The organism is Streptomyces cavernae (genome assembly GCF_004023625.1).
GTDB lineage: Bacteria > Actinomycetota > Actinomycetes > Streptomycetales > Streptomycetaceae > Streptomyces > Streptomyces cavernae.
In genome coordinates this window covers 90,200-112,742 of the sequence record NZ_ML137715.1, presented here as the reverse complement: position 1 = coordinate 112,742, position 22,543 = coordinate 90,200, and the positions used below count along the sequence as shown (strand labels likewise).

The 22,543-nt window shown below is 70.9% G+C and carries 16 protein-coding genes and 2 pseudogenes; 10 read left to right on the top strand and 8 right to left on the bottom strand.

Translation table 11 applies throughout. The features are described from left to right. Positions 1-67: 67 nt before the first annotated feature. From EF387_RS09345 to EF387_RS09335, 3 genes are all read right to left on the bottom strand, one after another. Positions 68-1,288 carry a DUF5667 domain-containing protein gene (locus EF387_RS09345; RefSeq protein ID WP_128376042.1) on the bottom strand — a complete coding sequence of 407 codons (1,221 nt, stop codon included), beginning with the start codon at positions 1,286-1,288 and terminating at the stop codon, positions 68-70. 432 nt (positions 1,289-1,720) lie between these two features. After that, positions 1,721-2,545 carry an ECF subfamily RNA polymerase sigma factor, BldN family gene (locus EF387_RS09340; protein WP_128376041.1) on the bottom strand — a complete coding sequence of 275 codons (825 nt, stop codon included), beginning with the start codon at positions 2,543-2,545 and terminating at the stop codon, positions 1,721-1,723. Positions 2,546-3,159: 614 nt separating this feature from the next. After that, a complete protein-coding gene (locus tag EF387_RS09335; RefSeq protein ID WP_128376040.1) occupies positions 3,160-4,092 on the bottom strand; it encodes an HAD family hydrolase in 933 nt (310 codons plus the stop codon). A 151-nt stretch (positions 4,093-4,243) separates the two neighbouring features. Here EF387_RS09335 and EF387_RS09330 point away from each other — a divergent pair, with 151 nt between their 5' ends. From EF387_RS09330 to EF387_RS09305, 6 genes are all read left to right on the top strand, one after another. Beyond that, on the top strand, positions 4,244-4,537 hold the full coding sequence (locus EF387_RS09330) for a glutaredoxin family protein (RefSeq protein ID WP_128376039.1): 294 nt from the start codon (positions 4,244-4,246) through the stop codon (positions 4,535-4,537). 352 nt (positions 4,538-4,889) lie between these two features. After that, entirely contained in the window at positions 4,890-5,648 is a 759-nt protein-coding gene (locus EF387_RS09325) for a redox-sensing transcriptional repressor Rex (RefSeq protein WP_128376038.1), read from the top strand. Next, entirely contained in the window at positions 5,645-7,444 is a 1,800-nt protein-coding gene (locus EF387_RS09320; protein WP_128376037.1) for a glutamyl-tRNA reductase, read from the top strand. Before EF387_RS09325 ends, EF387_RS09320 begins: the two co-directional genes overlap by 4 nt. Continuing rightward, a complete protein-coding gene (hemC, locus tag EF387_RS09315; protein ID WP_128376036.1) occupies positions 7,441-8,436 on the top strand; it encodes a hydroxymethylbilane synthase in 996 nt (331 codons plus the stop codon). The genes EF387_RS09320 and hemC overlap by 4 nt, the downstream gene beginning before the upstream one ends. Next, positions 8,433-10,127: a bifunctional uroporphyrinogen-III C-methyltransferase/uroporphyrinogen-III synthase gene (locus EF387_RS09310; protein ID WP_128376035.1), complete on the top strand. Its 1,695-nt coding sequence runs from the start codon at positions 8,433-8,435 to the stop codon at positions 10,125-10,127. Before hemC ends, EF387_RS09310 begins: the two co-directional genes overlap by 4 nt. 271 nt (positions 10,128-10,398) lie before the next feature. Further along, complete coding sequence (locus EF387_RS09305; RefSeq protein WP_128376034.1) at positions 10,399-11,061, top strand: class I SAM-dependent methyltransferase; 663 nt, start codon at positions 10,399-10,401, stop codon at positions 11,059-11,061. 167 nt (positions 11,062-11,228) lie between these two features. On the opposite strand, the gene EF387_RS09300 is transcribed toward EF387_RS09305, so the two are convergent. Together EF387_RS09300 and pepN are read right to left on the bottom strand one after the other, a co-directional pair. Then, positions 11,229-11,615: an SH3 domain-containing protein gene (locus EF387_RS09300; RefSeq protein ID WP_238431413.1), complete on the bottom strand. Its 387-nt coding sequence runs from the start codon at positions 11,613-11,615 to the stop codon at positions 11,229-11,231. Positions 11,616-11,776: 161 nt separating this feature from the next. Continuing rightward, complete coding sequence (gene pepN, locus EF387_RS09295) at positions 11,777-14,218, bottom strand: aminopeptidase N (protein WP_128376033.1); 2,442 nt, start codon at positions 14,216-14,218, stop codon at positions 11,777-11,779. 249 nt (positions 14,219-14,467) lie between these two features. On the opposite strand from pepN, the pseudogene EF387_RS48135 reads away from it, so the two are divergent. Continuing rightward, positions 14,468-14,896 (top strand): annotated as a pseudogene (locus EF387_RS48135) (IS200/IS605 family accessory protein TnpB-related protein); the annotation flags it as partial. 10 nt (positions 14,897-14,906) lie between these two features. Continuing rightward, positions 14,907-15,905 carry a porphobilinogen synthase gene (gene hemB / locus EF387_RS09285; RefSeq protein WP_128376032.1) on the top strand — a complete coding sequence of 333 codons (999 nt, stop codon included), beginning with the start codon at positions 14,907-14,909 and terminating at the stop codon, positions 15,903-15,905. Between the two features lie 42 nt (positions 15,906-15,947). Here the strand turns inward: hemB and EF387_RS09280 are convergent, their stop codons facing one another. After that, positions 15,948-16,160, bottom strand: coding sequence for an NAD-dependent epimerase/dehydratase family protein (locus tag EF387_RS09280; RefSeq protein WP_128376031.1), 213 nt, complete (start codon positions 16,158-16,160; stop codon positions 15,948-15,950). On the opposite strand from EF387_RS09280, the pseudogene EF387_RS09275 reads away from it, so the two are divergent. Next, positions 16,111-16,431, top strand: a pseudogene (locus EF387_RS09275) (hypothetical protein); the annotation flags it as partial. The gene EF387_RS09280 and the pseudogene EF387_RS09275 overlap by 50 nt on opposite strands. A gap of 291 nt (positions 16,432-16,722) precedes the next feature. Here the strand turns inward: EF387_RS09275 and EF387_RS09270 are convergent. Further along, positions 16,723-17,604, bottom strand: coding sequence for an NAD(P)-dependent oxidoreductase (locus tag EF387_RS09270; RefSeq protein ID WP_238431412.1), 882 nt, complete (start codon positions 17,602-17,604; stop codon positions 16,723-16,725). A 642-nt stretch (positions 17,605-18,246) separates the two neighbouring features. Further along, positions 18,247-20,025 carry an arginine--tRNA ligase gene (argS, locus tag EF387_RS09265; protein WP_128376030.1) on the bottom strand — a complete coding sequence of 593 codons (1,779 nt, stop codon included), beginning with the start codon at positions 20,023-20,025 and terminating at the stop codon, positions 18,247-18,249. Positions 20,026-20,700: 675 nt separating this feature from the next. Here argS and lysS point away from each other — a divergent pair. After that, positions 20,701-22,446 carry a lysine--tRNA ligase gene (lysS, locus tag EF387_RS09260; RefSeq protein WP_128376029.1) on the top strand — a complete coding sequence of 582 codons (1,746 nt, stop codon included), beginning with the start codon at positions 20,701-20,703 and terminating at the stop codon, positions 22,444-22,446. The last annotated feature ends 97 nt before the right edge of the window (positions 22,447-22,543 follow it).

Sequence of the window (22,543 nt, the reverse complement as noted above, 5' to 3'; positions counted from 1 at the left end):
TGTTCGGGTACGGCGATGGGGGCGCCCCTGGTGTGTGGGGGCGCCCCCATCGTGCTGGGGAAGCGCCCTAACCGCTTGCCTCGTCGTCGATGCCCAGGCCGGGCAGGAGACCGGGCAGGAGCGGGGGCACCGTCACATCGGGTTCGGTGGTCGGGGTTCTGCTGCTGGACGGTGGGGCGCTGGACTCGCTCGTCGGCGGGTCGACCAGTCCGCCGGTGCTTCCGCCGAGCAGGCCGTCGTCCTGGGAGCCGGACGTGGACGGCCTGGGTTTGCTGCTGCTGGAGTTGTCGCTGTCGGCGGAGCCCTGGGTGTTGCTGGGGGTCGGGCGGTTGGAGCCGGTGGATCCCGTCTCTGCGTCCTGGCGGCCGGCGCCGGGGCGGTTGGTGCCGCCCTTTTCGGTGACGGGTGGCTGGGGCAGCTGGGAGCGCAGCGGGTCGACCTCTTGGTCTATGGCGTCGAAGACCGAGTCGACCTGGTCCCGGACGTCGCCGAGCTGGACGGGCAGGCGGTTGCTGAGGTCGCCCCAGACGTCCCGGTGGGACTGGGAGAAGGCGGAGAGGGCCTGGATGGGGCTCAGGGAGCCGTCCCGCTCGTATGCCTCGTGCAGTAGGCGGTGGCCTTCGGCGGCGTCGTGGCGCATGCCCGTCAGGGCGCGGCGGACTTCGCCCAGCGACTCGTGGTCGAGCTGGCCGGCTCGGCCGCGTTCCATCAGCCTGCGGGCCTCGCTGAGGCGGGTGGAGGCTTGGTCGAGGTAGAGCCGGCCGCGGTCGTTCTCGCCGTCCGCCATGCCCCGCTTGAGGTCCTCCATGCCCCGTTTGAGGCCGTAGAGCGAGTCACCGGGGAGGGCGTCGGAGCTGGCGGCGGCGACTCCGCTGAGGGCGCCCGCGGCGACACCGACGGTCAGCCCGCCGGCCGCGAGGCCCTTCGACAGCCGTGAACGGGGGCGCAACTTCCTGATCCCGGTGGCCCGGTGAGCGCCTCTGCCCCGGGGGGAGCGTTGCTCGGGCACCGAAGGGTCCGCCTCGCCGCCCGTCAGCAGCATGGCCTCCATGGCCGCCACCAGCCGGGCCCGCTGGACGACCTTCACCTCGGGGTCCAGCCCAGGCCTGGGCAACGCGCCGAGTCCGGTGGCCAGGGCCAGCATGCGGCTCTGCTCTGTCCGGTCCTCTTCCGCAGCAGCCGGGGCCGGGCCTTCGGACTGCTCGGCCGCCGGACCCCGGTCGGAGTGCTGCTCCAGGGCCTGGGCGAAGGCGTTCGCCCGCCGGTGCGCCGATACGTTCGCGATCACTGGCGGCACCTCCTCTCGTCATCACGGTCGACTCCCCAGGGGGTCCTGAGGGTTGCACCCGCTGACCATGCCCACACGATCGAGTGAGCCGTGCTGGTCGGAGTGTGACCACAGGGAGCCTGCATCCCGCACAACGAGCGTCCCGGCACTTGGGTTACGGACGGCGGATGATCGGACCACGATCCCAACGCACTTTCACGGACGGTGAGTTGATGGTTGCCCAGCGTGTGGGCCCGGTGTGGCGTCCACCTCGTCGTAGGCACTGTCGTACGTGGCGTCGTACGGACGGTCGGGTGCGGTGTCGATGCGCCGTGTGTCTCGTCGTACGGGCTCGCGGGGAGTCGAACGAGCTCTTGGGGAGTCGTCAGGGCTTGTGCGGGCCCGTGCGAACGGTTGCCCCGGGTGCGTGCCGTTGTCGGCTTCGGGTCGGCCTCAGCGGGCGTCTTCCGGGAGGAGCCGGGCCAGGGTGCGTACGGCGCGGTACTGGAGGGTCTTGATGGCGCCCTCGTTCTTGCCCATCACCCGGGCCGTCTCGGCGACCGAGAGGCCCTGGAGGAAGCGCAGGGTCACGCACTCCTGCTGCTGGGGGTTGAGGCGGCGTACGGCGTCGAGCAGGGCGGCGTTCGACAGGGACTCCAGGACGGAGTCCTCCGGGCTGCGCTCCACCTCGTTGGCGTCGAGCATTTCGCCGGTGGTCACTTCGAGTCGGAAGCGGCTCGACTTGAAGTGGTCGGCGACCAGGTTGCGGGCGATCGTGACCAGCCAGGCCCCGAAGTCGCGGCCCTGCCAGGTGAAGGTGCCGATGCGCCGGAGGGCACGCAGGAACGTCTCGCTGGTGAGGTCCTCGGCGGTCGCCTTGCCGCCGACGCGGTAGTAGATGTAGCGGTACACGGTGTCGCTGTACTGGTCGTACAGGCGCCCGAAGGCTTCGGCTTCGCCGGCCTGGGCCCGCTCGACGAGGTCCATCATCCGGGCGCTGTCACTGTCCGCGGCGGGGCGGCGGGTGGTGGGCGTGCCGGCCGCGCGGCCCCGTCTGCCCTCCCGGCCGTCTCCCGATCGCCGCCCCCCGACCACGGCGCTCCGTGCCGACCCCTGATCGACGCTGTCGGCCAGGGCGTAACACGGGCCGACGGGCTCGGCAGGGACGGCTAGGGCGGGGACGGCGTACGCGGTGGGGACGAGACCACGCAACAGGTCATGGACCGTTGCGCGCAGCGTAGCCAGGCCCGAGGCGTCAACCCCGACGTGTGGGTACACGGGACTCCCAGAGGCAGAGCTTCCATCACGTGCAGTGCCGGTCCGTTCACCCGTCGTAGCGACGGAGGGGTACCGGAGTGCGTCTGAGGAGAATAACGCTTCGTAAAGGCGGCGCTACACCGAGTTGCTCAAATCATCGATTACGTCGCTTCTGTTACTGATTGACGCCCGATCAAGTATCGGACAGTGACCGCTTGTTGATCGGATAAGTCCGGCTTGAGGGTCGCTCGGGGGCGTGTTGTGGCCGGGTGCGCGTTGGGGGGACTGCGCGGGGCCGTGTGGGGGTAGGTCGGCCGGATGGGTGTGCTGACGTACTGAACATGGGGTTACGCTCCGCTACGGCTTGACGTCTTCGGCCCCCTCAGGTGGGGGTCGCATTGACGTGCCGGCTCGCGGGTTTGTTCGCCCTCTGCGCCTCTGCCTGACTCTCCCGAGCGCTCGACTTCGCTCGAGCCGGGACGCGGGGAGCCCTGACCGACGGCAGCCTCCCGCCCCAGCCGGCGCCGCGCGCACGGGAAGCGGCCCGCACGCACCCTCGGTCGAGGGTGCGTGCGGGCCGCGAAGTGTTCGTCGTCCTCGGCGACCGACCCGCTGGGGCTCGGGTCCGTCTCCTTCTAGCGGCGGCGGCGGTGCAGGGCGATGGCCGCCGCCGTGCCGCCCGCCACCGCGCCCACGCCCGCTGCCGCGGGGATGCCCACCTTGGCCGCCTTGCGGCCCGTGCGGTAGTCGCGCAGGCGCCATTCCAGGTCGCGGGCGTGCTTGCGCAGTTTCGTGTCGGGGTTGATCGCGTAGGGGTGTCCGACGAGGGAGAGCATCGGGATGTCGTTGTGCGAGTCGCTGTACGCCGCGCAGCGGGAGAGGTCCAGGCCCTCCGCCGCGGCCAGGGCGCGCACCGCCTCCGCCTTCGCCGGGCCGTGCAGCGGTTCGCCGACCAGCTTGCCGGTGTAGACGCCGTCCACGGACTCCGCCACCGTGCCGAGGGCGCCGGTGAGGCCCAGTCGGCGGGCGATCACCGTGGCGATCTCGACGGGTGCCGCTGTGACCAACCACACCTTCTGGCCGGCGTCCAGGTGCGCTTGGGCGAGGGCGCGGGTGCCCGGCCAGATGCGCTCGGCCATGTACTCGTCGTAGATCTCCTCGCCGATCGCCATCAGTTCGGCGACCCGGTGGCCCTGGACGATGGACAGGGCCGAGTCCCGCGCCTCCTGCATGTGCTCGGGGTCCTCGACGCCGGCCAGCCTGAACCACGCCTGCTGCCAGGCGAACCGGGCCAGGTCGCGGGTCTCGAAGAACTTCCGTTTGTACAGGCCGCGGCCGAAGTGGAAGAGCGCGGCGCCCTGCATGACGGTGTTGTCGAGGTCGAAGAACGCGGCGGCCTTGTCGTCGCCGAGCACGGGGAACTGTGGTTCCTCCGCGGTCCCGCCGAGCGCGGGTTCCTCCAGTTGCTGGGAGGTTTTGCGGGCTGCCTCCGCCGAGGCTTCGCCTGCCAACACGCTCCGCGCGGTGGCGGAGCGCCTACGGGGAGTGAGCCATCCAAGTGCGGCCATGGCGTGAGCATAGCCAGTTTGTTCGGTGGTTCCGGAGTCGGGAGGATTCGGCGCTGTGAACACTCCGCGACCGCGTCGTTAAGGCGGCTCCGGCACGGCCGTCGAAGTGCGGCGGAACTGCCGCTGCGCCTTCGGTGCGTACGGCGCGAGAATGGCGGACATGAGTCCCATGTTCCGGCGCGCCGAGCGCCGTACTGCAACACGGAAGAGTGAACGCCTCGTCACCCTCATAGGAAAACCGGGCTGCCATCTGTGTGACGACGCCCGGGTGGTGGTGGAGAAGGTGTGCGCCGAGACGGGGGTCGCCTGGGAGGAGAAGGACATCACCGAGGACGAGGATCTGCACCGCGAGTACTGGGAGCAGATCCCGGTCGTCCTCGTGGACGGCGCGCAGCACACTTTCTGGCGCGTCGACGCGGATCGGTTGCGCCGTGCCCTCGCTTAGGATCGGGGCGGACTGGTCTCGGGGGCGAGCATCGTGAGGAGTGTGTGCGGTTGTGCCCCCGGTCGACAGTGCCAGAGCCGCCTCGAGAGCCGACGCCCTGGCCGGGGCCGGCGCAAGCGCCAGAGGTGGCAGGGCCTTGGCCCGGCGTCCCGTCGGGGCGGCGGACGTAGAACGATGTTGCTGGCGCGACGGTTCCCCACGCATGTGGCGGCGGCGCGTGACCCCCATCACGTTGCCCGGGCAAATCGGACACCATCTTTGTGCACGCGTTCACAAAGACATAGCCTGCATTCGACGGGGCGGTCTAGGTACGTGTGACCGCCTGCAGCCCCGCGCTACCCGCAGGAGCACCGTGGCAACTGGCCGAACTCACCGACCGGCGACCCGCAGCCGAGGGATTCCCGAGGCCACAGTCGCCAGGCTTCCGCTGTACCTCCGTGCCCTCACCGCGCTGTCGGAGCGCTCGGTACCCACGGTCTCCTCCGAGGAGCTGGCCGCCGCCGCGGGGGTCAACTCCGCGAAGCTGCGCAAGGACTTCTCGTACCTGGGTTCGTACGGGACCAGGGGTGTCGGCTACGACGTCGAGTACCTCGTCTACCAGATCTCCCGGGAGCTGGGCCTGACCCAGGACTGGCCCGTGGTGATCGTCGGTATCGGTAACCTCGGCGCGGCCCTCGCCAACTACGGCGGGTTCGCCTCGCGCGGTTTCCGGGTCGCGGCGCTGATAGACGCGGACCCGTCGATGGCCGGGAAGCCGGTCGCGGGGATTCCGGTGCAGCACACCGACGACCTCGAGAAGATCATCGACGAGAACGGCGTCTCGATCGGTGTCATCGCGACCCCGGCCGGTGCCGCCCAGCAGGTCTGCGACCGGCTGGTGGCCGCGGGTGTCACCTCGATCCTGAACTTCGCGCCGACCGTGCTGTCCGTGCCGGACGGCGTCGACGTACGCAAGGTGGACCTCTCCATCGAGCTGCAGATCCTCGCCTTCCACGAGCAGCGCAAGGCCGGCGAGGAGGCGTCGCCCGACGGTTCCGGGCCGGCGGCCGCGCCGAAGGACACCTCCGGACAAGGACCAGACGGGGATGTTCCCGCCGTGATGCCGGCATGAGTCTCCTCGTCGTCGGGCTGAGCCACCGCAGTGCCCCGGTCAGCGTCCTGGAGCGGGCCGCGCTGTCCGCGGACGCCCAGATCAAGCTGCTGCAGGACACGCTCGCCGCGGAGCCGGCCGCCGAGGCCGCCGTGCTCGGCACCTGCAACCGCATCGAGCTGTACGCGGACGTGGACAAGTTCCACGCCGGTGTCGCCGAGCTGTCCACGCTGCTCGCCCGGCACAGCGGTGTCGGGCTCGACGAGCTCACCCCCTATCTGTACGTGCACTACGAGGACCGCGCCGTCCACCATCTGTTCTCCGTGGCCTGCGGGCTGGACTCGATGGTGATCGGCGAGGGACAGATCCTCGGGCAGATCAAGGACGCGCTGGCCACCGCGCAGGAACTGCACACCGCGGGCCGGCTGATCAACGACCTGTTCCAGACCGCGCTCCGGGTCGGCAAGCGTGCCCACTCCGAGACCGGGATCGACCGGGCCGGACAGTCCCTGGTCACGTTCGGGCTTCAGCAGCTCGCCGTGGGCCGGGAAGTGAACGACTGGGCCGCCGGTAAGCGTGCCCTCGTGATCGGTGCGGGCTCGATGTCCTCGCTGGCCGCCGCGACGCTCGCGCGCGCCGGTGTGGCCGAGGTGGTCATCGCCAACCGCACCCTCGACCGGGCCGAACGGCTCGCCGAGATCCTCACCGAACAGGACGTCACGGCCCGCGCGGTACCGATGGATTCGGTGCCGGCCGAGCTGACACGTGCTGACGTCACGGTGTCCTGTACAGGGGCAACGGGCCTGGTCCTGACCGCGGAGGCGGTCACCGAGGCGGTCGCGGGGCGGCTCCCCGAGGACCCCGCCCGCGGTGACGGCGGTACCCGGCAGCAGGCCGCCGCCGCACGGGACGAGCGCTCCATACGTGACCGCCGCGACGACCGCGACGGCCGTGACGAGCTGCCGCCCACCACCGTCGGCACCGACGACGGCTGTCCGCTCGACCTCTCCGCCGTACAGGGCACCGCGGGTTTCTCCGTGCACGGTGAGGCGGCGGTCGCCGGAATGGCCGCGGCGGATCTGGAGCGGCACGCGGCCTGGGTGGACAAGGGCGCGGTGGACCGGCAGCCGGTTCGTACGCAGCCCAGGTCCCAAGACCGGCCTGCCCGCCCCGTCATCGACGCCGACGCCGTCGCGGCCCTCGTCAGCGCGGCGGCCGTCACCGGACGGATCCCCGAGCGGCGCACCGGTGAGCCGTTCGTCGACGTGCCCCGGCCGGCCCCCGTGCTCGCCCTGCTCGACCTCGCCATGCCGCGCGACATCGACGCCGCGGTGCACCGGATCCCCGGAGTCCGGCTCGTGGACATCGAGTCGCTCGCCGAGGCGTCCGCGGACGCGCCGATGGCCGCCGACGTGGACCTGGTGCGGCGGATCGTCGCCGACGAGGTGGCCGCCTTCGGGGCGGCTCAGCGTGCCGCTCACATCACCCCCACCGTCGTCGCCCTGCGCACCATGGCCGCCGATGTCGTGGCGAGCGAGATCGCCCGGCTCGACGGGCGGCTGCCGGGGCTGGACGAGAAGCAGCGCGGGGAGATCACCCAGACCGTACGGCGCGTCGTCGACAAGCTGCTGCACGCGCCGACCGTACGGGTCAAGCAACTCGCCGCCGAACCCGGCGGCGCCGGGTACGCGGACGCGCTGCGGACCCTGTTCGACCTGGACCCGGAGACGGTCGCGGCCGTGTCCCGGGCCGGCGACGACAGCGCGCGGGATGCCGAGAACCCGGGGCAGGACCCCGAGAGCCGAGGGCGGGTATGAGTGAGCAGGCACTGAGGCTCGGGACCAGGCGGAGCCGACTCGCCATGGCCCAGTCCGGGCATGTGGCGGACGCCGTCCGCGAGGTGACCGGACGGCCCGTCGAGCTCGTCGAGATCACGACGTACGGGGACACCTCCCGTGAACAGCTCGCCCAGATCGGCGGTACCGGCGTCTTCGTCACCGCGCTGCGCGAGGCCCTCCTCAAGGGCGAGGTCGACTTCGCCGTGCACTCGCTGAAGGACCTGCCGACCGGGCAGCCCGATGTGCTGGCGCTGGCCGCCGTACCGCTCCGCGAGGACCCGCGCGATGTGCTCGTCGCCCGTGACGGGCTCACCTTCGCCGGCCTTCCGGACGGCGCACGGGTGGGCACGGGTTCGCCGCGGCGCATGGCACAGCTGAACGCGTACGCGCGCGCTCACGGCAGGTCCATACAGACCGTGCCGATCCGCGGCAACGTCGACACCCGCATCGGGTACGTGCGCGACGGCGAGCTCGATGCCGTGGTGCTGGCCGCCGCGGGCCTCAGCCGCATCGGAAGGATCGAGGAGGCGACCGACTTCCTGTCGGTCGACATGGTTTTGCCTGCCCCCGGCCAGGGGGCACTGGCGATCGAGTGCACCGCGGAGAACGCGGGACTCATAGCCGCGCTCGGCGAGCTCGACGACCCGTTCACCCGGGCCGCCGTGACCGCCGAACGGTCCCTGCTCGGCGCCCTGGAGGCCGGCTGCAGTGCCCCTGTGGGCGCGTTGGCCGACCTTCCCCCACTCTCGGCTTCGCTCGAGCGGGGGGACCCCCAGGCCGACGGGCAGATTGTCAAGGAAATGCGCCTGCGCGGCGTCGTCGGCACCACCGACGGCTCGACGCTGGTGCAGTTGTCCACCACCGGTCCCGTGCCCGAGACGTACGACCAAGCAATGGCGCTCGGCCGTGAACTCGCGGCTGAGATGCTTGCCAAGGGCGCGGCCGGTCTGATGGGGGAGCGAGCACTTTGAGCCCCACCAACCTTTCCGCCGGTCCCGAACACGGGCACGTCACCTTCCTCGGTGCCGGGCCCGGCGATCCGGGCCTGTTGACACTGCGCGCCGTCGAGGCGCTGGCGAACGCGGACGTACTGGTCGCCGAGCCCGAAGTGCTCGACATCGTCCGTACGCATGCCAGGCCCGGTGTCTCCGTCCTGGATGTCCCGGACGGCCTGGACGCTTTGGACCAGGGCACGCCTCAGCTGACGGTTGTTGACGGTTCGTCAACAACCGCGGGGGCCCCCGTGGCGAGGGATGCGAGCAATCTTGTCATGGAGGCCGCGCGGGGCGGCAAGCGGGTCGTGCGTGCTGTCTCCGGTGATCCGGGGCTCGACGCGTACGCGGCCGGCGAGATGCTGGCGTGCGCCGCCGCGGGGGTGCCCTTCGAGGTGGTGCCCGGGGTGGCCGCCGCGGTCGGGGTGCCCGCTTACGCGGGGGTGCCGCTCAGGGACGCGCAGGGCGCGGACGTGCGGTTCGTCGACGCGAAGACCGCCTCCGACCGGTGCTGGACCGAGGTGGGCGCCTCGGACGGGACCGTGGTGGTGTCGACGACGCTGGACTCCGTGGCCGCGGCCGCCGGGGAACTGGTCGCCGGCGGGCGCAAGCCGGACACCCCGTTGACCGTCACCGTCGCCGGCACGACGACCCGGCAGCGCACCTGGTGCGCCACGCTCGGGACGATCGCGCAGACGCTGAAGCAGGCGAAGGTGCTGCCGTCCGCCGAGGGCGGACGCCCGGTCATAGCCGTGGTCGGGGAACGTTCCGCCACCGCTCAGCGCGACCGGTTGTCCTGGTTCGAGTCCAAGCCGCTGTTCGGCTGGAAGGTGCTCGTGCCGCGGACGAAGGAGCAGGCGGCGTCGCTCTCCGACCAACTGCGGTCGTACGGCGCGGTGCCCTCGGAGGTGCCGACGATCGCCGTCGAGCCGCCGCGTACCCCGCAGCAGATGGAGCGCGCGGTCAAGGGCCTGGTGACGGGCCGTTATGAATGGATCGCCTTCACCTCGGTCAACGCCGTGAAGGCGGTGCGGGAGAAGTTCGAGGAGTACGGGCTCGACGCGCGTGCCTTCGCCGGGATCAAGGTCGCGGCGGTGGGCGAGCAGACCGCGAAGGCGCTGGTCGCCTTCGGTGTGAAGCCGGACCTGGTGCCGAGCGGTGAGCAGTCGGCCGCTGGTCTGCTGGAGGACTGGCCGCCCTACGACCCCGTCTTCGACCCGATCGACCGGGTGTTCCTGCCGCGGGCCGACATCGCCACGGAGACCCTGGTCGCCGGGCTGATCGAGCTCGGGTGGGAGGTCGACGACGTCACTGCGTACCGGACGGTGCGGGCGTCGCCGCCGCCGGCGGAGACCCGGGAGGCCATCAAGGGCGGTGGCTTCGACGCGGTGCTCTTCACATCGTCGTCGACCGTGCGGAACCTGGTGGGCATCGCCGGGAAGCCGCACAACGTGACCGTGATCGCGTGCATCGGTCCGGCCACGGCGAAGACGGCCGAGGAGCACGGGCTGCGGGTGGACGTGATGGCTCCGGAGCCGTCGGTGCACAAGCTGGCGGAGGCGCTCGCGGACTTCGGCCTGCGGCGACGCGCCGCCGCGCTGGAGGCGGGGGATCCGGTGACGCGGCCGAGCGAGCGGCGGCCGGGGGCGCGGAGGCGGCGGAGTACCTGACCTTCGAGTCGGTACCTGACGGCTGGGTCGCGGAGTACCTGACCTTGAGTCGGAGTACCTGACGGTTGGTTTGCGGGGGTGCGGGAGGGTGCGCCGGTGGTGCGCCCTCCCGTTGCGGTCTGTCCGGGCCGAGCGGGTGCTCCCCGCGAACCCGTGGCCGAGTTGAGTGAATATGGGCCCTCTCCGAACCAGCAGTGGCCGGGCGGACAGCCGGGAGGGGAGACCGTGATTCTCTCGGCTCGCCTCAGCGCCGGGAACTACTGTCGCGAGCATGGTCGAACACGATGCCCTCAGCGCGACCCGCGAGGCCTACGACGCTGCTGCTACCACCTATGCACAGCTTTTTTCCGACGCGCTGCGTGAGAGTCCCCTGGACCGGGCGATCTTGGGCGCCTTCGCCGACTTCGTACGCGCGAGCGGGGACGGTCAGGTCGCGGACCTGGGGTGTGGTCCTGGCTATGTCACCGCTCATCTGGACGAGCTGGGGCTGGCGGCGTTCGGTGTCGATGCCTCTCCCGCGATGATCGAGTTGGCTCGACAGGCCTATCCGGGCCTGCGGTTCGAGGTGGGCTCGATGGCCGCGTTGAACCTCGCCGACGGCGTGCTGGGCGGCGTCCTCTCACGTTGGTCCATCATCCACACTCCGCCGCAGGAACTCCCTGTCATCCTGGCGGAGTTCCACCGTGTGCTGGCACCCGGCGGCCACCTTCTGGTCGGCTTCTCGGCAAGCGATGATCCGTCCCACCCGACGCAGGTCTTCGATCACAAAGTCGCGCCGGCCTATCGGTGGTGGCCTGATCACCTCGCCGCGATGCTGCGCGAGGCCGGGTTGGCCGAGGTGGCCCGGATGGTTCGCGAGCCCCGGCCCACGGACCCGCGGCAGTTCCGGGAGATCCAACTGCTCGCCCGCAAAGCCTCGGCGGAGGCTGCCTGACCGAACGCATGGTGTGGACCACGGGCCGGTGCCGTCCAGGACCGTGTGGGCGGAAGCGGACCTCCTGCGAACGTCGGTGGCCGGACGCGCGCAGCCGACCCGAGGGGGCTCGGGCCGGCTGAAACGTCACGCCGGCGGTCGCGGGCGGTTCGGGTGCGGGCCCTGGGTCAGAAGCCGCAGTAGCTGGTGGAGCCGAGGTCGTTGGGCAGCAGGTCGTCGCTCACCCACCCGTACGTTCCGTCGGTGACGTTCCTCAGGTACGTCCAGGTGGAGCCGCTGGCGTTGACGGTGTAGCAGTAGTAATCGAGGGTGTCCCGGTTGTCCGCCCAGCCCCTGACCGCGCAGTTCGTGCTGGAGCCGCTGCGCATGTTCGCGCTGACGCCAGCCGTCTGCCTCACGGTGGTGCCGTCGAGGTTGGGCCCGCTCCGGCCACAGGACGCCGCCGCGGACGCGGGCGCGGCGGTCGCGACCAGGGCCACCGGAACCGCGACCGCGGCCAGGGCCGCGGACACGACTCCGTACTTCCTCAGACCGGACCTGAAGTTCGTGATCACTATTCCTCCTCGGTGAAGGGGTGATGCGATGACGTACGCACCGTGAGACCGCTTTCGTCCCCGTGACCTTTTGGGCACTCGGTGACAGGTCCATGCTGAGTGGGGCGGCTTGCGAAAACCTTGCCGGGCGACGTCCTGCGACGTCCTGCGGCGCCGGTCGGCTAGCCGTCGTGCCGGGCGCGGGAGCGGAGCATCCGCAGCACCACGTCCGAGCGTTCCAGAAGGAACTTGTGGACCACCGGGGCCGCCTCGGTCGAGGTCGTGCGGGACCGCTCCACGTATTCGGTGTCGATGGCGTAGAGCGGGAAGAGCTGGGTGGTGAAGAACATCGACGGGATCATTCCGCCGCGGTCCAGGTGCGGGATCAGTTCCAGGTAGCGCTGGGGGTAAGGGGCCAGGAGCGTGTCCTGGGCGGGGCGCCAGAAGGCCCTGGTGACGGGGCGGACCCCGCTGAGGGGGACCGTGCGGTCCACTGCCAGCTTCTGCCAGGTCTCCGCCTTCGCGGCGGGGTCCGGGGCGGCTGCTCGTACGGTGAGGGCGCGGACCCAGGCGTCGGGGTCGGGGTCGCGGTCCAGTAGGCGGGCGGACTCGGCGGAGACATCCGCGCCCAGCTCCGCCTCGCGGGTGAGGGTGTGCCAGAGCAGGTCGACGTCGTCGTGTGCCTGGTCGCGCAGCCAGGTCAGGTCGTCTTCCGTGGTGGCCGTGCGGGCCAGGGCGCGCAGGGCGACCCGGCGGCGGGCGGGGTTCCCGGCGAGGTGGCGGCAGACCGAGGCCACCGCCGCGGTGAGGGCGGCGCGTTCACTGTCCGGCGCCCACAGTTCCGCGATGTCGATGGCCAGGGTCAGATAGGGCTCGATCACCGCGTCGGACGTTTCCGTCCCGAGCACCGCCGTGATGCAGCGGCTCGCTTCGGCGGCTGTCGCCTCGCCGGTCGTCAGCATGTCCCACACGGTCGCCGTGGCCACGCCGCGGGAGATGGCCGTGGGCAGGTCGGCGGCCGAGCGGAGGAGGGTGGCCCTGGCGGCCGGGTCGGGGCGTGTGGTGGCGAAGGTGAGGTCGTCGTCGTTGATCAGCAGGACGTCCGCGTCCTCGGGCAGGCCCTCGATCGGGGTGCGGATGTCCGTCGCCTCGATCTTCACCTGGGCCGTGCGGGTCAGGGCGTCGCCGGACCTGGTGTACGCGCCGACCGCCAGCACCTGCGGGCGGGGCCGGCCGGCCGCCACGAGTGTGACGGTGCCGCCGTCGCGCTCCAGGGCGAAGCGGTCGGTTCCGGCCTGCTCCAGCCAGGCCGCGCGCCATGCGTTCAGATCACGGCCGGAGGCCTCCGACAGGGCGTCGATCAGGTCCTGGAGTGTGGTGTTGCCCCAGGCATGCCGGCCGAAGTACGCGGCCATGCCGACCGTGAAGGCCTTCTCACCCACGTACGTCATGAGCTGGTACAGGACGGAGGCACCCTTGGGATACGTGATGTTGTCGAAGATCGAGGCGGCCTGGGCCACGTCGTGGATGGGCTGGCGGATGGGGTGGGAGACCGGGCCCTGGTCGGACAGGTAGGCCTTGAGCTTGTCGTCCGCCAGATGGCTCGCCCACGCGTCGGTGTGCCGGGTGGCGCGCTCCGCCGCCCAGTTGCAGGCGAACTCCGCGAACGCCTCGTTCAGCCAGAGGTCGTCCCACCAGCGCATGGTGACGATGTTGCCGAACCACATGTGCGCCATCTCGTGCAGCAGCACCTTCGCCAGCAGTGCCTGCTCCGCGGGGGTCGGCGCGGATCGCCGCAGGAACCCGTCCGACCAGGTCACACAGCCGTAGTTCTCCATCGCCCCGCCGAACTCCGGAGCGAACACCTGGTCGTACTTGCGCTGCGGGAACGGCATCGCGAAGACATCGCCGAAGAAGGCAAGGCCCTGGCGGGTGAGGGTGAATATGTCGTCGGCGTCGCGGTCGAGTACGGGGGCGAGGGAGCGGCGGGCGTAGAGGCCGAGGTCGTGACCGTCCACCTCGCGGCGGATCTCATGGAAGGGGCCCGCGTTGACGACCGTGTTGTAGGTGGCGAGGGGCGGGGTGTCGGGGAAGGCCCAGCGGCGGGTCCCCGGGGCCGCCTCCTCGATGTGCGGGTCGCCGGAGTTGCTGGTGACGGTCCAGGCGGCGGGGGCGGTGACGGTGAAGGCGTGCGGGGCCTTCAGGTCGGGCTGGTCGAAGCACGCCCAGACGAACCGGGCCTCGTCCGGCTCGAAGGTCGTCCACACGTAGACCTCGCCGTCCGCGGGGTCGACCGCCTTGTGCACGCCCGCGCCCGTGGCCGTGTCCGCCTGGACGCTCTCCACCCGCAGCACGTTGTGCTCGGCGAGGCCGGTCAGGGGGATCCGGCCATCCGCGGCGGGGGCGATGGGGGCGCCGTTCAGGGTGGCCTCCACGACCTGCGCCGCGCAGTCCACGAAGGTGTCGGCGCCGGGTTCGCGGCAGCTGAAGGTGACCGTGGAGACGCTCCGTATCTCCGGGCCGTCGGGCAGTGCCGTTAAGTCGAGCGCTATGTCGTAGCGCTCGACCGTGAGCAGCGCGGTCCGTCGCTCGGCTTCGGTGCGGGTCAGGCTTCGGACGTCCATGGCGCCTCCGTGAGTTGTCGGGTGTTCCGGCGGGTGGGGCGGTGCGGTGCGTGTGCCGTTCGGCGACGTCAGCGTATGACGGGGATCGCCGGTGACCACCAGGTTTCTGCGTGGCCGGGCCCGGGTTCCGCCGAGGGCCGACAGGGCGCGGGGGCAGGCCGGGGCGGGGTCTTCAACTGCTGCTCTTCACGTCGAGTGAGTGAGCGTAGCCATGTGTGAGTGAGTGTCTTTGCCGCAGCATGAATCTCACGGGCACGGCTTGTGTCCATGGCCGCCGAGCTCGGCATCAGCATCGTCGTCGTCGACCCCGCCTACACCTCCCGTTGGGGCGCCGAGCACTGGCAGAAGCCCCTCAGCAGCGAGAACCGCAAGACCACCCGCCACGACGCCGCTGGCGTCGCGATCGGACGACGCGCTCTCGGGCACCGCATCCGGCGACGGACGGCACCGCCTCCGCACGACCAGAGCGATCGTGTGGGGCATCGGACCGCCCAGGCCGGACACGGCACCCGCGGGGGTGAGGAGACCCGCCCCCGCATCCCCGGAGCGCGGACACGATCCGTGTCGCCGGACGCGGCGCGAACGCGGGTGACCAGTGCATCCACAACCGTTCGGGATGCGTCAGTTGACCAGGTTTGGGTGCAAGACTCACTCCTGCTCACTGATCAGGAACGGTAGCGTGGAGGCCATGACGAAGTACGGATCCTTCCCCGGCAGCCGGCCCCGGCGGCTGCGGACCACCCCGGTCATGCGGCGTATGGTCGCCGAAACCCGGCTGCACCCCGCGGACTTCATCCTGCCCGCCTTCGTGCGGGAGGGCGTGAGCGAGCCCGTGCCGATCGCCGCCATGCCCGGAGTCGTGCAGCACACCCGGGACAGCCTGAAGAAGGCCGCCGTGGAGGCCGTGGAGGCCGGGGTCTCCGGGATCATGCTCTTCGGGGTGCCGATGGACGAGAAGAAGGACGCGAACGGCACCGTGGGGACCGATCCGGACGGGATCCTCCAGGTCGCTCTGCGTGACGTGCGCGCCGAGGTCGGGGACGAACTGCTGGTCATGTCGGATGTGTGCCTGGACGAGTTCACCGATCACGGGCACTGCGGGGTGCTCGACGCGCAGGGGCGGGTCGACAACGACGCCACCCTCGAGCGGTACGCCGAGATGGCCCAGGTGCAGGCGGACGCCGGAGCCCATGTGGTGGGGCCCAGCGGGATGATGGACGGGCAGATCGGCGTGATCCGGGATGCCCTGGACCAGATCGGTCGCGACGACGTCGCCATCCTCGCCTACACCGCCAAGTATTCGTCCGCGTTCTACGGGCCGTTCCGGGAAGCCGTCGCCTCCTCCCTGACCGGCGACCGCAAGACCTACCAGCAGGATCCCGGCAACGCCCGCGAGGCCCTGCGGGAGTTGGCGCTCGACCTCGAGGAGGGCGCCGACATGGTGATGGTGAAACCCGCCGGGCCCTACCTCGACATCCTGGCGCGGGTCGCGGACGCGGTGGACGTGCCGGTCGCCGCGTACCAGATCTCCGGCGAGTACTCGATGATCGAGGCGGCCGCGGAGAAGGGCTGGATCGACCGCGAGAAGGCCATCCTGGAGACGCTCACCGGGATCAAGCGGGCCGGTGCGCGCAACATCCTCACCTACTGGGCCACGGAGGCCGCGCGTCTTCTGCGTCAGGACTGAGCCTCCTTCTTCCGAGCACGCCTGGGTGCGGCGCCGGCGGGATCAGCCCGCGCAGGCCGGTTCGGCGTACAGGAAGACCGAGGTCGCACCCTTCAGCGCGGCGGGGAAGGTGGCGGGGTCGGTGAGGTCGCACATCAGGGTTTCCGGGGTGGCGGGGTTGCTGGAAGCCTGGCGGACCTCCAGGCCGCGCTCGCGCAGCAGGGCCATGAGGTTCCGGGCGACCGCGCCGCGGCTGCCGGTGACGAGGATGGACACGAGGTGTTCCTTTCGAGCGCGTCACATGTCGAGCGCGTATCGGGAGGGCCCGATGCCGAGCCGAGCGGAGTTGCCGGCGCACGTCATCGCCGAGAGCCGACGGCACTACGCCGCGTTCTCGATGTTCAACCAGGCAATGGCCGACCATCTGGGCCTGCACCCCACCGACCTGCAGTGTCTGTCACTGCTGGACCTCGAAACCGGTCCGGTGAGCACCGGAGAGATCGCCACGCTGACCGGTCTGACGCCCGGCTCCGCCTCCCGGCTGGTCGACCGTCTGGAGAAGACGGGCTTCGTCGAGCGGCAGGCCGACCCCCGGGACCGCCGACGGGCCATGGTCGCCCTGGCGCCCGACGCGCACGCCAGGATCGCGGCGGCCTGGGACACCCCCGGCAGCGCCTTCGGGGAGGTCCTCGACCGCTACGACGACACGCTCGAGATCATTGCCGACTACCTCGGCCGCGCCACCGACGTGGGGCGCGAACAGGCCCGCCGCCTCGCCTCCACGGCCCTGCCCACGCGACCGGCCCGCAGCCCGGGGCCTTCCGGGTCCGGCAAGCCCTTAGCGGTCCGCCAACAGCTTCACCAGTCGGGAGAGCCCGTCGTGGGCGTGGCCCTCGGTGATCGCGCGGTCGAGCAGGTGACGCATCGGCTCGAAGAGGTCGGGGCGTACGCCCTGGCCGGAGAAGGTGTCCAGCAGGTTCGGGAACGCCGCCTGGTTCGCGGCCAGGCTGGAGACCGTGGTCAGGTGGTGGTCGGTGTCGAGGGCTTCCGCCGTGTTCGGGACCATGGCGTCCGTCATCGCGTTCAGCCAGTCGTGCAGCAGGGGCGCGAACTCGCGGGCCGGGATCCGCTCCGAGCCGATCAGGGCGTACGACTGCACCACGCCGGCGATCAGGCCGTACATGCCGGTGAGGAGAGACAGGTCGTAGAGGGCGGCGAGGCCCGGGTCCGCGCCGGTCCAGCGGGTGCCGCCGAACGCGGCCAGGGTCGGACGATGTTCCTCGTACGCGGACTCGTCGCCGCTGTAGAGGACGTACGCCGCCGGGGTCGCGATCATCTGCGGTATGGCCATGATTCCGCCGTCCACATAGGCGATGCCGTGCTCCTCGGCCCGCGCGGCCATCGCGCGGGCCTGGGCCGGTGTGCCGTTGGTGACATTCACCAGGGTGCGGCCCGCCAGGGTGCCGGTGAGCGGCCGCAGGACCTCGGTCACGTCGTCGTACGTGGTGAGGCAGGTGATCACGAGCGGGCTCGCCTTCGCCGCCTCGGCGGGGGTGTCGGCGGGCTGCGCGCCCTGGGCCGTGAGTGGGCCCGTCTTGGACGGGGTGCGGTTCCAGACGGTGGTGGGGTGGCCCGCCTTGAGCATGGCGGTGGCCAGGGCCGTTCCCATGAGGCCGAGACCGAGGACGCTGACGGGGGCGAGGGGGGTGGGTGTGAGCACGGGGTCTCCGATGGTTGCTGCGGGTTGCTGCGGGTTGCTGCGGGTGTTTGCTCGGCAGCGGTGGTCGGCAGTTCGGCCGGTCGGCCGGTCGGCAGTTCGGCCGGTCGGTCGGCGTGAGGTGTCGTGGTCGGCCGGCCCGCCGATAGCCGAGTTCTCGTGGTCGGCCGGGCCGCCGACCGACCACGAGTTGCCGTGGCGGTTCTGCCGGTTGCGCTCGCCTCGATCTTTGCCTCGGCCCCAACTCGCCACAAGTACCGACTAATTGCTCAGATACTCACCATTCGGTAAGTCGGCAGGTCGCAAGGGTTTCTGTGCCGGTTCAAGTCGCCCCGGTTGTTGGGTTGACCACCGGGCCCAGGGTGCGTCGCTGAGGTGAGTAAGCGGTCACTCGATCCTCACCGCCACGCTCGGGCTGCAACTGCTGCACTCCGGTCGGGCCGCGCAGCGCCGCCGCAGACCCTGGTGGCCGTGGTCAGTGGTCGCACACGGGGTGCTCACCTACGCGCGGTACGCGTACGGGGCCTGCTCGGGGGCCGGGCCTTCAGTGAAAGCGGATGCGCGAAGGCATCAGCCCCGCGCCCGGGCGGAGGGCCCGGGAGCGCGGGGCTGTCGGTCGGTCGGCCTGGCGGGCGCAGCGAGGCGTCAGAGCCGCTCGGGCGTCCTGATGCCCAGCAGGGCCATGCCCTGGTGGAGGGTGCGGGCCGTGATGTCGCACAGGAACAGGCGGTTCTCGACCTGCTCCGGGGTGTCCGCCTTCAGGACCGGGCACTTGTCGTAGAACGTCGTGTACAGCGACGCCAACTGGTACAGATACGCCGCCAGTTTGTGCGGGGCGTACTCGGTGGCGGCCTCGGCGACCGTCGCCGCGAAGGCGTCGATGTGCAGGCCCAGGGCGCGTTCGGCGTCGGCCAGTGCCAGCTCCGGGTGGGCGGACGGGCGCTGCTCGCCCGCCTTGCGGAGGATCGACTGGATACGGGCGTACGCGTACTGGAGGTAGACGGACGTGTCGCCGTTCAGGGACACCATCTGGTCCAGGTCGAACTTGTAGTCCCGGTTCGCCGACGTCGACAGGTCCGCGTACTTCACCGCGCCGATGCCCACCTGGGTGCCGCGCTCGGCGATCTCCTCCTCCGACAACTGATTCTGGGTGTCCTTCTCGCGGACGACGGCGGTGGCCCGCTCGATCGCCTCGTCGAGGAGGTCGACCAGCCGTACCGTCTCGCCCTCACGGGTCTTGAACGGCTTGCCGTCCTTGCCCAGGACCGTGCCGAAGGCGAGCTGGTACGCCTTCACGTCGTCGTTCAGCCAGCCGGCCCGGCGGGCCGTCTCGAAGACCATCTTGAAGTGGAGCGACTGGCGGGCGTCCACCACGTAGATGATCGAGTTCGCCTTCAGGTTGAAGACACGGTCCCTGATCGCGGAGAGGTCCGTGGCCGCGTAGCCGTAGCCGCCGTCCGACTTCTTCACGATCAGCGGGACCGGGCTGCCGTCCGGACCCTTGATGTCGTCGAAGAACACGCAGAGGGCGCCCTCGGAGCGGACCGCGACGCCGGACTCCTCCAGCAGCCGGCAGGTCTCGTCCAGCATGTCGTTGTAGCCCGACTCGCCGACGATGTCCGGGTCCCGGACCTCCATGTCCAGCTTCTCGAAGACGGAGAAGAAGTAGATCTTCGACTCGTCGACGAACTTCTGCCACATGGCGAGGGTGTGCGGTTCGCCGGCCTGCAGGTCGACCACCCTGCGGCGGGCCCGCGTCTTGAACTCCTCGTCGGAGTCGAAGAACCTGCGGGCCGCCTTGTAGAGGCGGTCGAGGTTCGACATGGCCTCCTCGCCGGACTCCTGGAGGTTCTCGGCCTGCTTGTGGTCCAGCTCGTGCGGGTGCTCGTCCAGGTACTGGATCAGCATGCCGAACTGGGTGCCCCAGTCGCCGATGTGGTGGCGGCGGACGACGTTCTCGCCGGTGAACTCGAGGAGCTGGACGACGGAGTCGCCGATCACGGCGGAGCGGAGGTGGCCTACGTGCATCTCCTTGGCCACGTTCGGCTGCGCGTAGTCGATGACCGTGGTGCCGGGGCTTTCGGCGTACGGCACGCCGAGGCGGCCCTCCGTGTCGGCGTAGCGCGCCGCGAGGTTCTCCGTGATCGCCCGGTCGGTGATCGTGACGTTCAGGAAGCCGGGGCCGGAGACCTCGACTTCCTTGATCACGTCGCCGGATTCGACCTGCGTGACCACCTGGGTGGCCAGGTCACGGGGGTTGGCCTTCGCCTTCTTCGCGAGCGCCAGGATGCCGTTGGCCTGGAAGTCGGCCCGGTCGCTTCGGCGCAGCAGCGGGTCGGCGGAGCCGGCCTCCGGCAGGGCTGCCGAGAGGGCTGCCGTGAGGCGCTGCTGGACGGAGTCGCTGAGGGACGTGACCGGGGCCATGAGGTGGGTGCCGTTCTCCTCGGAGGGTTTCTGGGATGGGGTCAGTATCCCATGCGGGGGAAAGGGTTTTTTGGGGTGCGGAGGTGGGGGTGCGCGTCGGGTGTCGCCCCGCCGCCCTTACCCTTCGCATCCCTAAGGGCTGCGCCCTTCCCGTCCCCATGGCTGCGCCTTTTCCGCCCCCATTGGCTGCGCTCCCCGTCCCCATGGGCTGCGCCCCCGTCCCCATGGGCTGCGCCCTTCCCGCCCCCATGGGCTGCGCCCCTTCCACTCGCTCCTCGGGCTGCCGCCCCGGACCCCGCCACGCTGCCGACCTGAACGGCCTCGCCCTCGACCGCCGGCCGGGCCGAGCGCCATGCCGGGCCGAGGGCTGGCCGGGCCGGAGGAGCTGGGCTGGGCTGTTGGGCGCGGAGTGCCCGCCCCCTCAGGGCGCGGGGCGCGGCCTCCAGGGGCAGGGGTCGAAGGGGCGCGCAGTCCTTGGGGGAGGCCCAGGACGCCTGGGAGGCCATGGGGAGGCACTGGGGAGGCCCCGGGGGAGGGAAGGGCAGGGGTGGCGGGGGCGGGCTGGCCCTATCTGCCTCTCTGCCCGCCGGCCCCCCACCCCCCGTGAAAAGGGGTTTTCGTGGTTGTGCGGGTACCTGGGAGAATGGCCGCGTCAACCTTGTGAGAAAGAAGGACGTGCCGATCGTGGCTCAGAGCACGGAGACCACCGACTGGGTCTCCCGTTTCGCGGATGAGGTCATCGAGGAGTCGGAGCGTCGTGCGCCTGGGAAACCGGTCGTTGTCGCGTCCGGGCTGTCGCCCTCGGGGCCGATCCACCTGGGAAACCTGCGGGAGGTCATGACCCCGCACCTCGTCGCGGACGAGATCCGGCGGCGCGGCCGTGAGGTACGGCACGTACTGTCGTGGGACGACTATGACCGGTACCGGAAGGTGCCCTTCGGCGTGCCGGGTGTCGACGAGTCGTGGAGCGAGCACATCGGCAAACCGCTCACCTCGGTGCCCGCCCCGGCCGGCTCCCCGTACCCGAACTGGGCCGAGCACTTCAAGGCCGCGATGATCGCCTCACTCGCCGAACTCGGCGTGGAGTACGAGGGCATCAGCCAGACCGAGCAGTACACCAGCGGTGTGTACCGCGAGCAGGTCCTGTTCGCGATGCGGCACCGCGGCGAGATCGACGCCGTGCTCGCGCAGTACCGGACCAAGAAGGCCCCGGCAAAGAAGCAGCAGTCGCAGAAGCCCGTCGACGCGGCCGAGCTGGAGGCCGAGGAGGGTTCGGGCGCCGCCGCCGAGGACGACGGCAGTTCCGGGTCCGCCGGGTACTTCCCGTACAAGCCGTACTGCGGGCAGTGTGAGAAGGACTTCACCACCGTCACCGCGTACGACGACGACACCACCGAGCTGACGTACGTCTGCTCGGCGTGCGGGTTCTCCGAGACCGTGCGGCTGGATGCATTCGACCGGGGCAAGCTGGTCTGGAAGGTCGACTGGCCCATGCGCTGGGCGTACGAGGGAGTCGTGTTCGAGCCGAGCGGTGTCGACCACTCCTCGCCCGGGTCCTCCTTCCAGGTGGGCGGGCAGATCGTCGGGATCTTCGGCGGGAAGCAGCCCATCGGGCCCATGTACGCGTTCGTCGGGATCAGCGGCATGGCGAAGATGTCCAGCAGCAAGGGCGGCGTGCCCACGCCCGCCGACGCGCTGCAGATCATGGAGCCGCAGCTGCTGCGGTGGCTGTACGCGCGGCGCAGGCCCAACCAGTCGTTCAAGATCGCTTTCGATCAGGAGATCCAGCGGCTCTACGACGAGTGGGACAAGCTCGTGGGCAAGGTCGCCGACGCCTCCGCACTGCCGGCCGACGTGGCCGCGTACACCCGCGCGGTCGGCCCCGCCGCCGGGGAACTGCCGCGTACGCCGCGACCGCTGCCCTACCGGACGCTGGCCTCCGTCGTCGACATCACCGCCGGCGCCGAGGACCAGACCCTGCGGATCCTGCGCGACCTCGACCCGAGCGACCCGCTCACGGCGCTCGACGAGGTGCGTCCGCGGCTGGACAAGGCCGAGGCGTGGATCAACACCCAGGTGCCGGCCGAGCAGCGGACCGTGGTGCGCGACGAACCCGACGTCGAGCTGCTCAAGTCGCTCGACGAGCAGGGACGGGAATCGCTGCGGCTGCTTCTGGAGGGACTGGACGACCACTGGTCGCTCGACGGGCTGACCCACCTGGTGTACGGCGTACCGAAGGTGCAGGCCGGGTTCGCCCCCGACGCCACGCCAAAGGAGCTGCCGCCGGAGATCAAGACCGCCCAGCGCTCGTTCTTCGCGCTGCTGTACCACCTGCTGGTCGGCCGTGACACCGGTCCCCGGCTGCCCACCCTGCTGCTCGCGGTGGGGGCGGACCGGGTGCGCAAGCTGCTGACCGCGTAGGACGGACTCGCACAGGTCCCGCGTACGAACCGCGTAGGACTCGCACAGTACGGGGGCGGCCCGGGGGGTGCCCCCGGCGCCCCCCCCCCGGCGGGGC

What these genes read in the sequence shown, in the direction of transcription:
- EF387_RS09335 (WP_128376040.1), bottom strand. Translation starts at nt 4,092, where the DNA reads ATGGCCGCACTTGGATGGCTCACTCCCCGTAGGCGCTCCGCCACCGCG.
- EF387_RS09330 (WP_128376039.1), top strand. Translation starts at nt 4,244, where the DNA reads ATGGCGGACATGAGTCCCATGTTCCGGCGCGCCGAGCGCCGTACTGCA.
- EF387_RS09320 (WP_128376037.1), top strand. Translation starts at nt 5,645, where the DNA reads ATGAGTCTCCTCGTCGTCGGGCTGAGCCACCGCAGTGCCCCGGTCAGC.
- hemC (WP_128376036.1), top strand. Translation starts at nt 7,441, where the DNA reads ATGAGTGAGCAGGCACTGAGGCTCGGGACCAGGCGGAGCCGACTCGCC.
- EF387_RS09305 (WP_128376034.1), top strand. Translation starts at nt 10,399, where the DNA reads ATGGTCGAACACGATGCCCTCAGCGCGACCCGCGAGGCCTACGACGCT.
- pepN (WP_128376033.1), bottom strand. Translation starts at nt 14,218, where the DNA reads ATGGACGTCCGAAGCCTGACCCGCACCGAAGCCGAGCGACGGACCGCG.
- hemB (WP_128376032.1), top strand. Translation starts at nt 14,907, where the DNA reads ATGACGAAGTACGGATCCTTCCCCGGCAGCCGGCCCCGGCGGCTGCGG.
- argS (WP_128376030.1), bottom strand. Translation starts at nt 20,025, where the DNA reads ATGGCCCCGGTCACGTCCCTCAGCGACTCCGTCCAGCAGCGCCTCACG.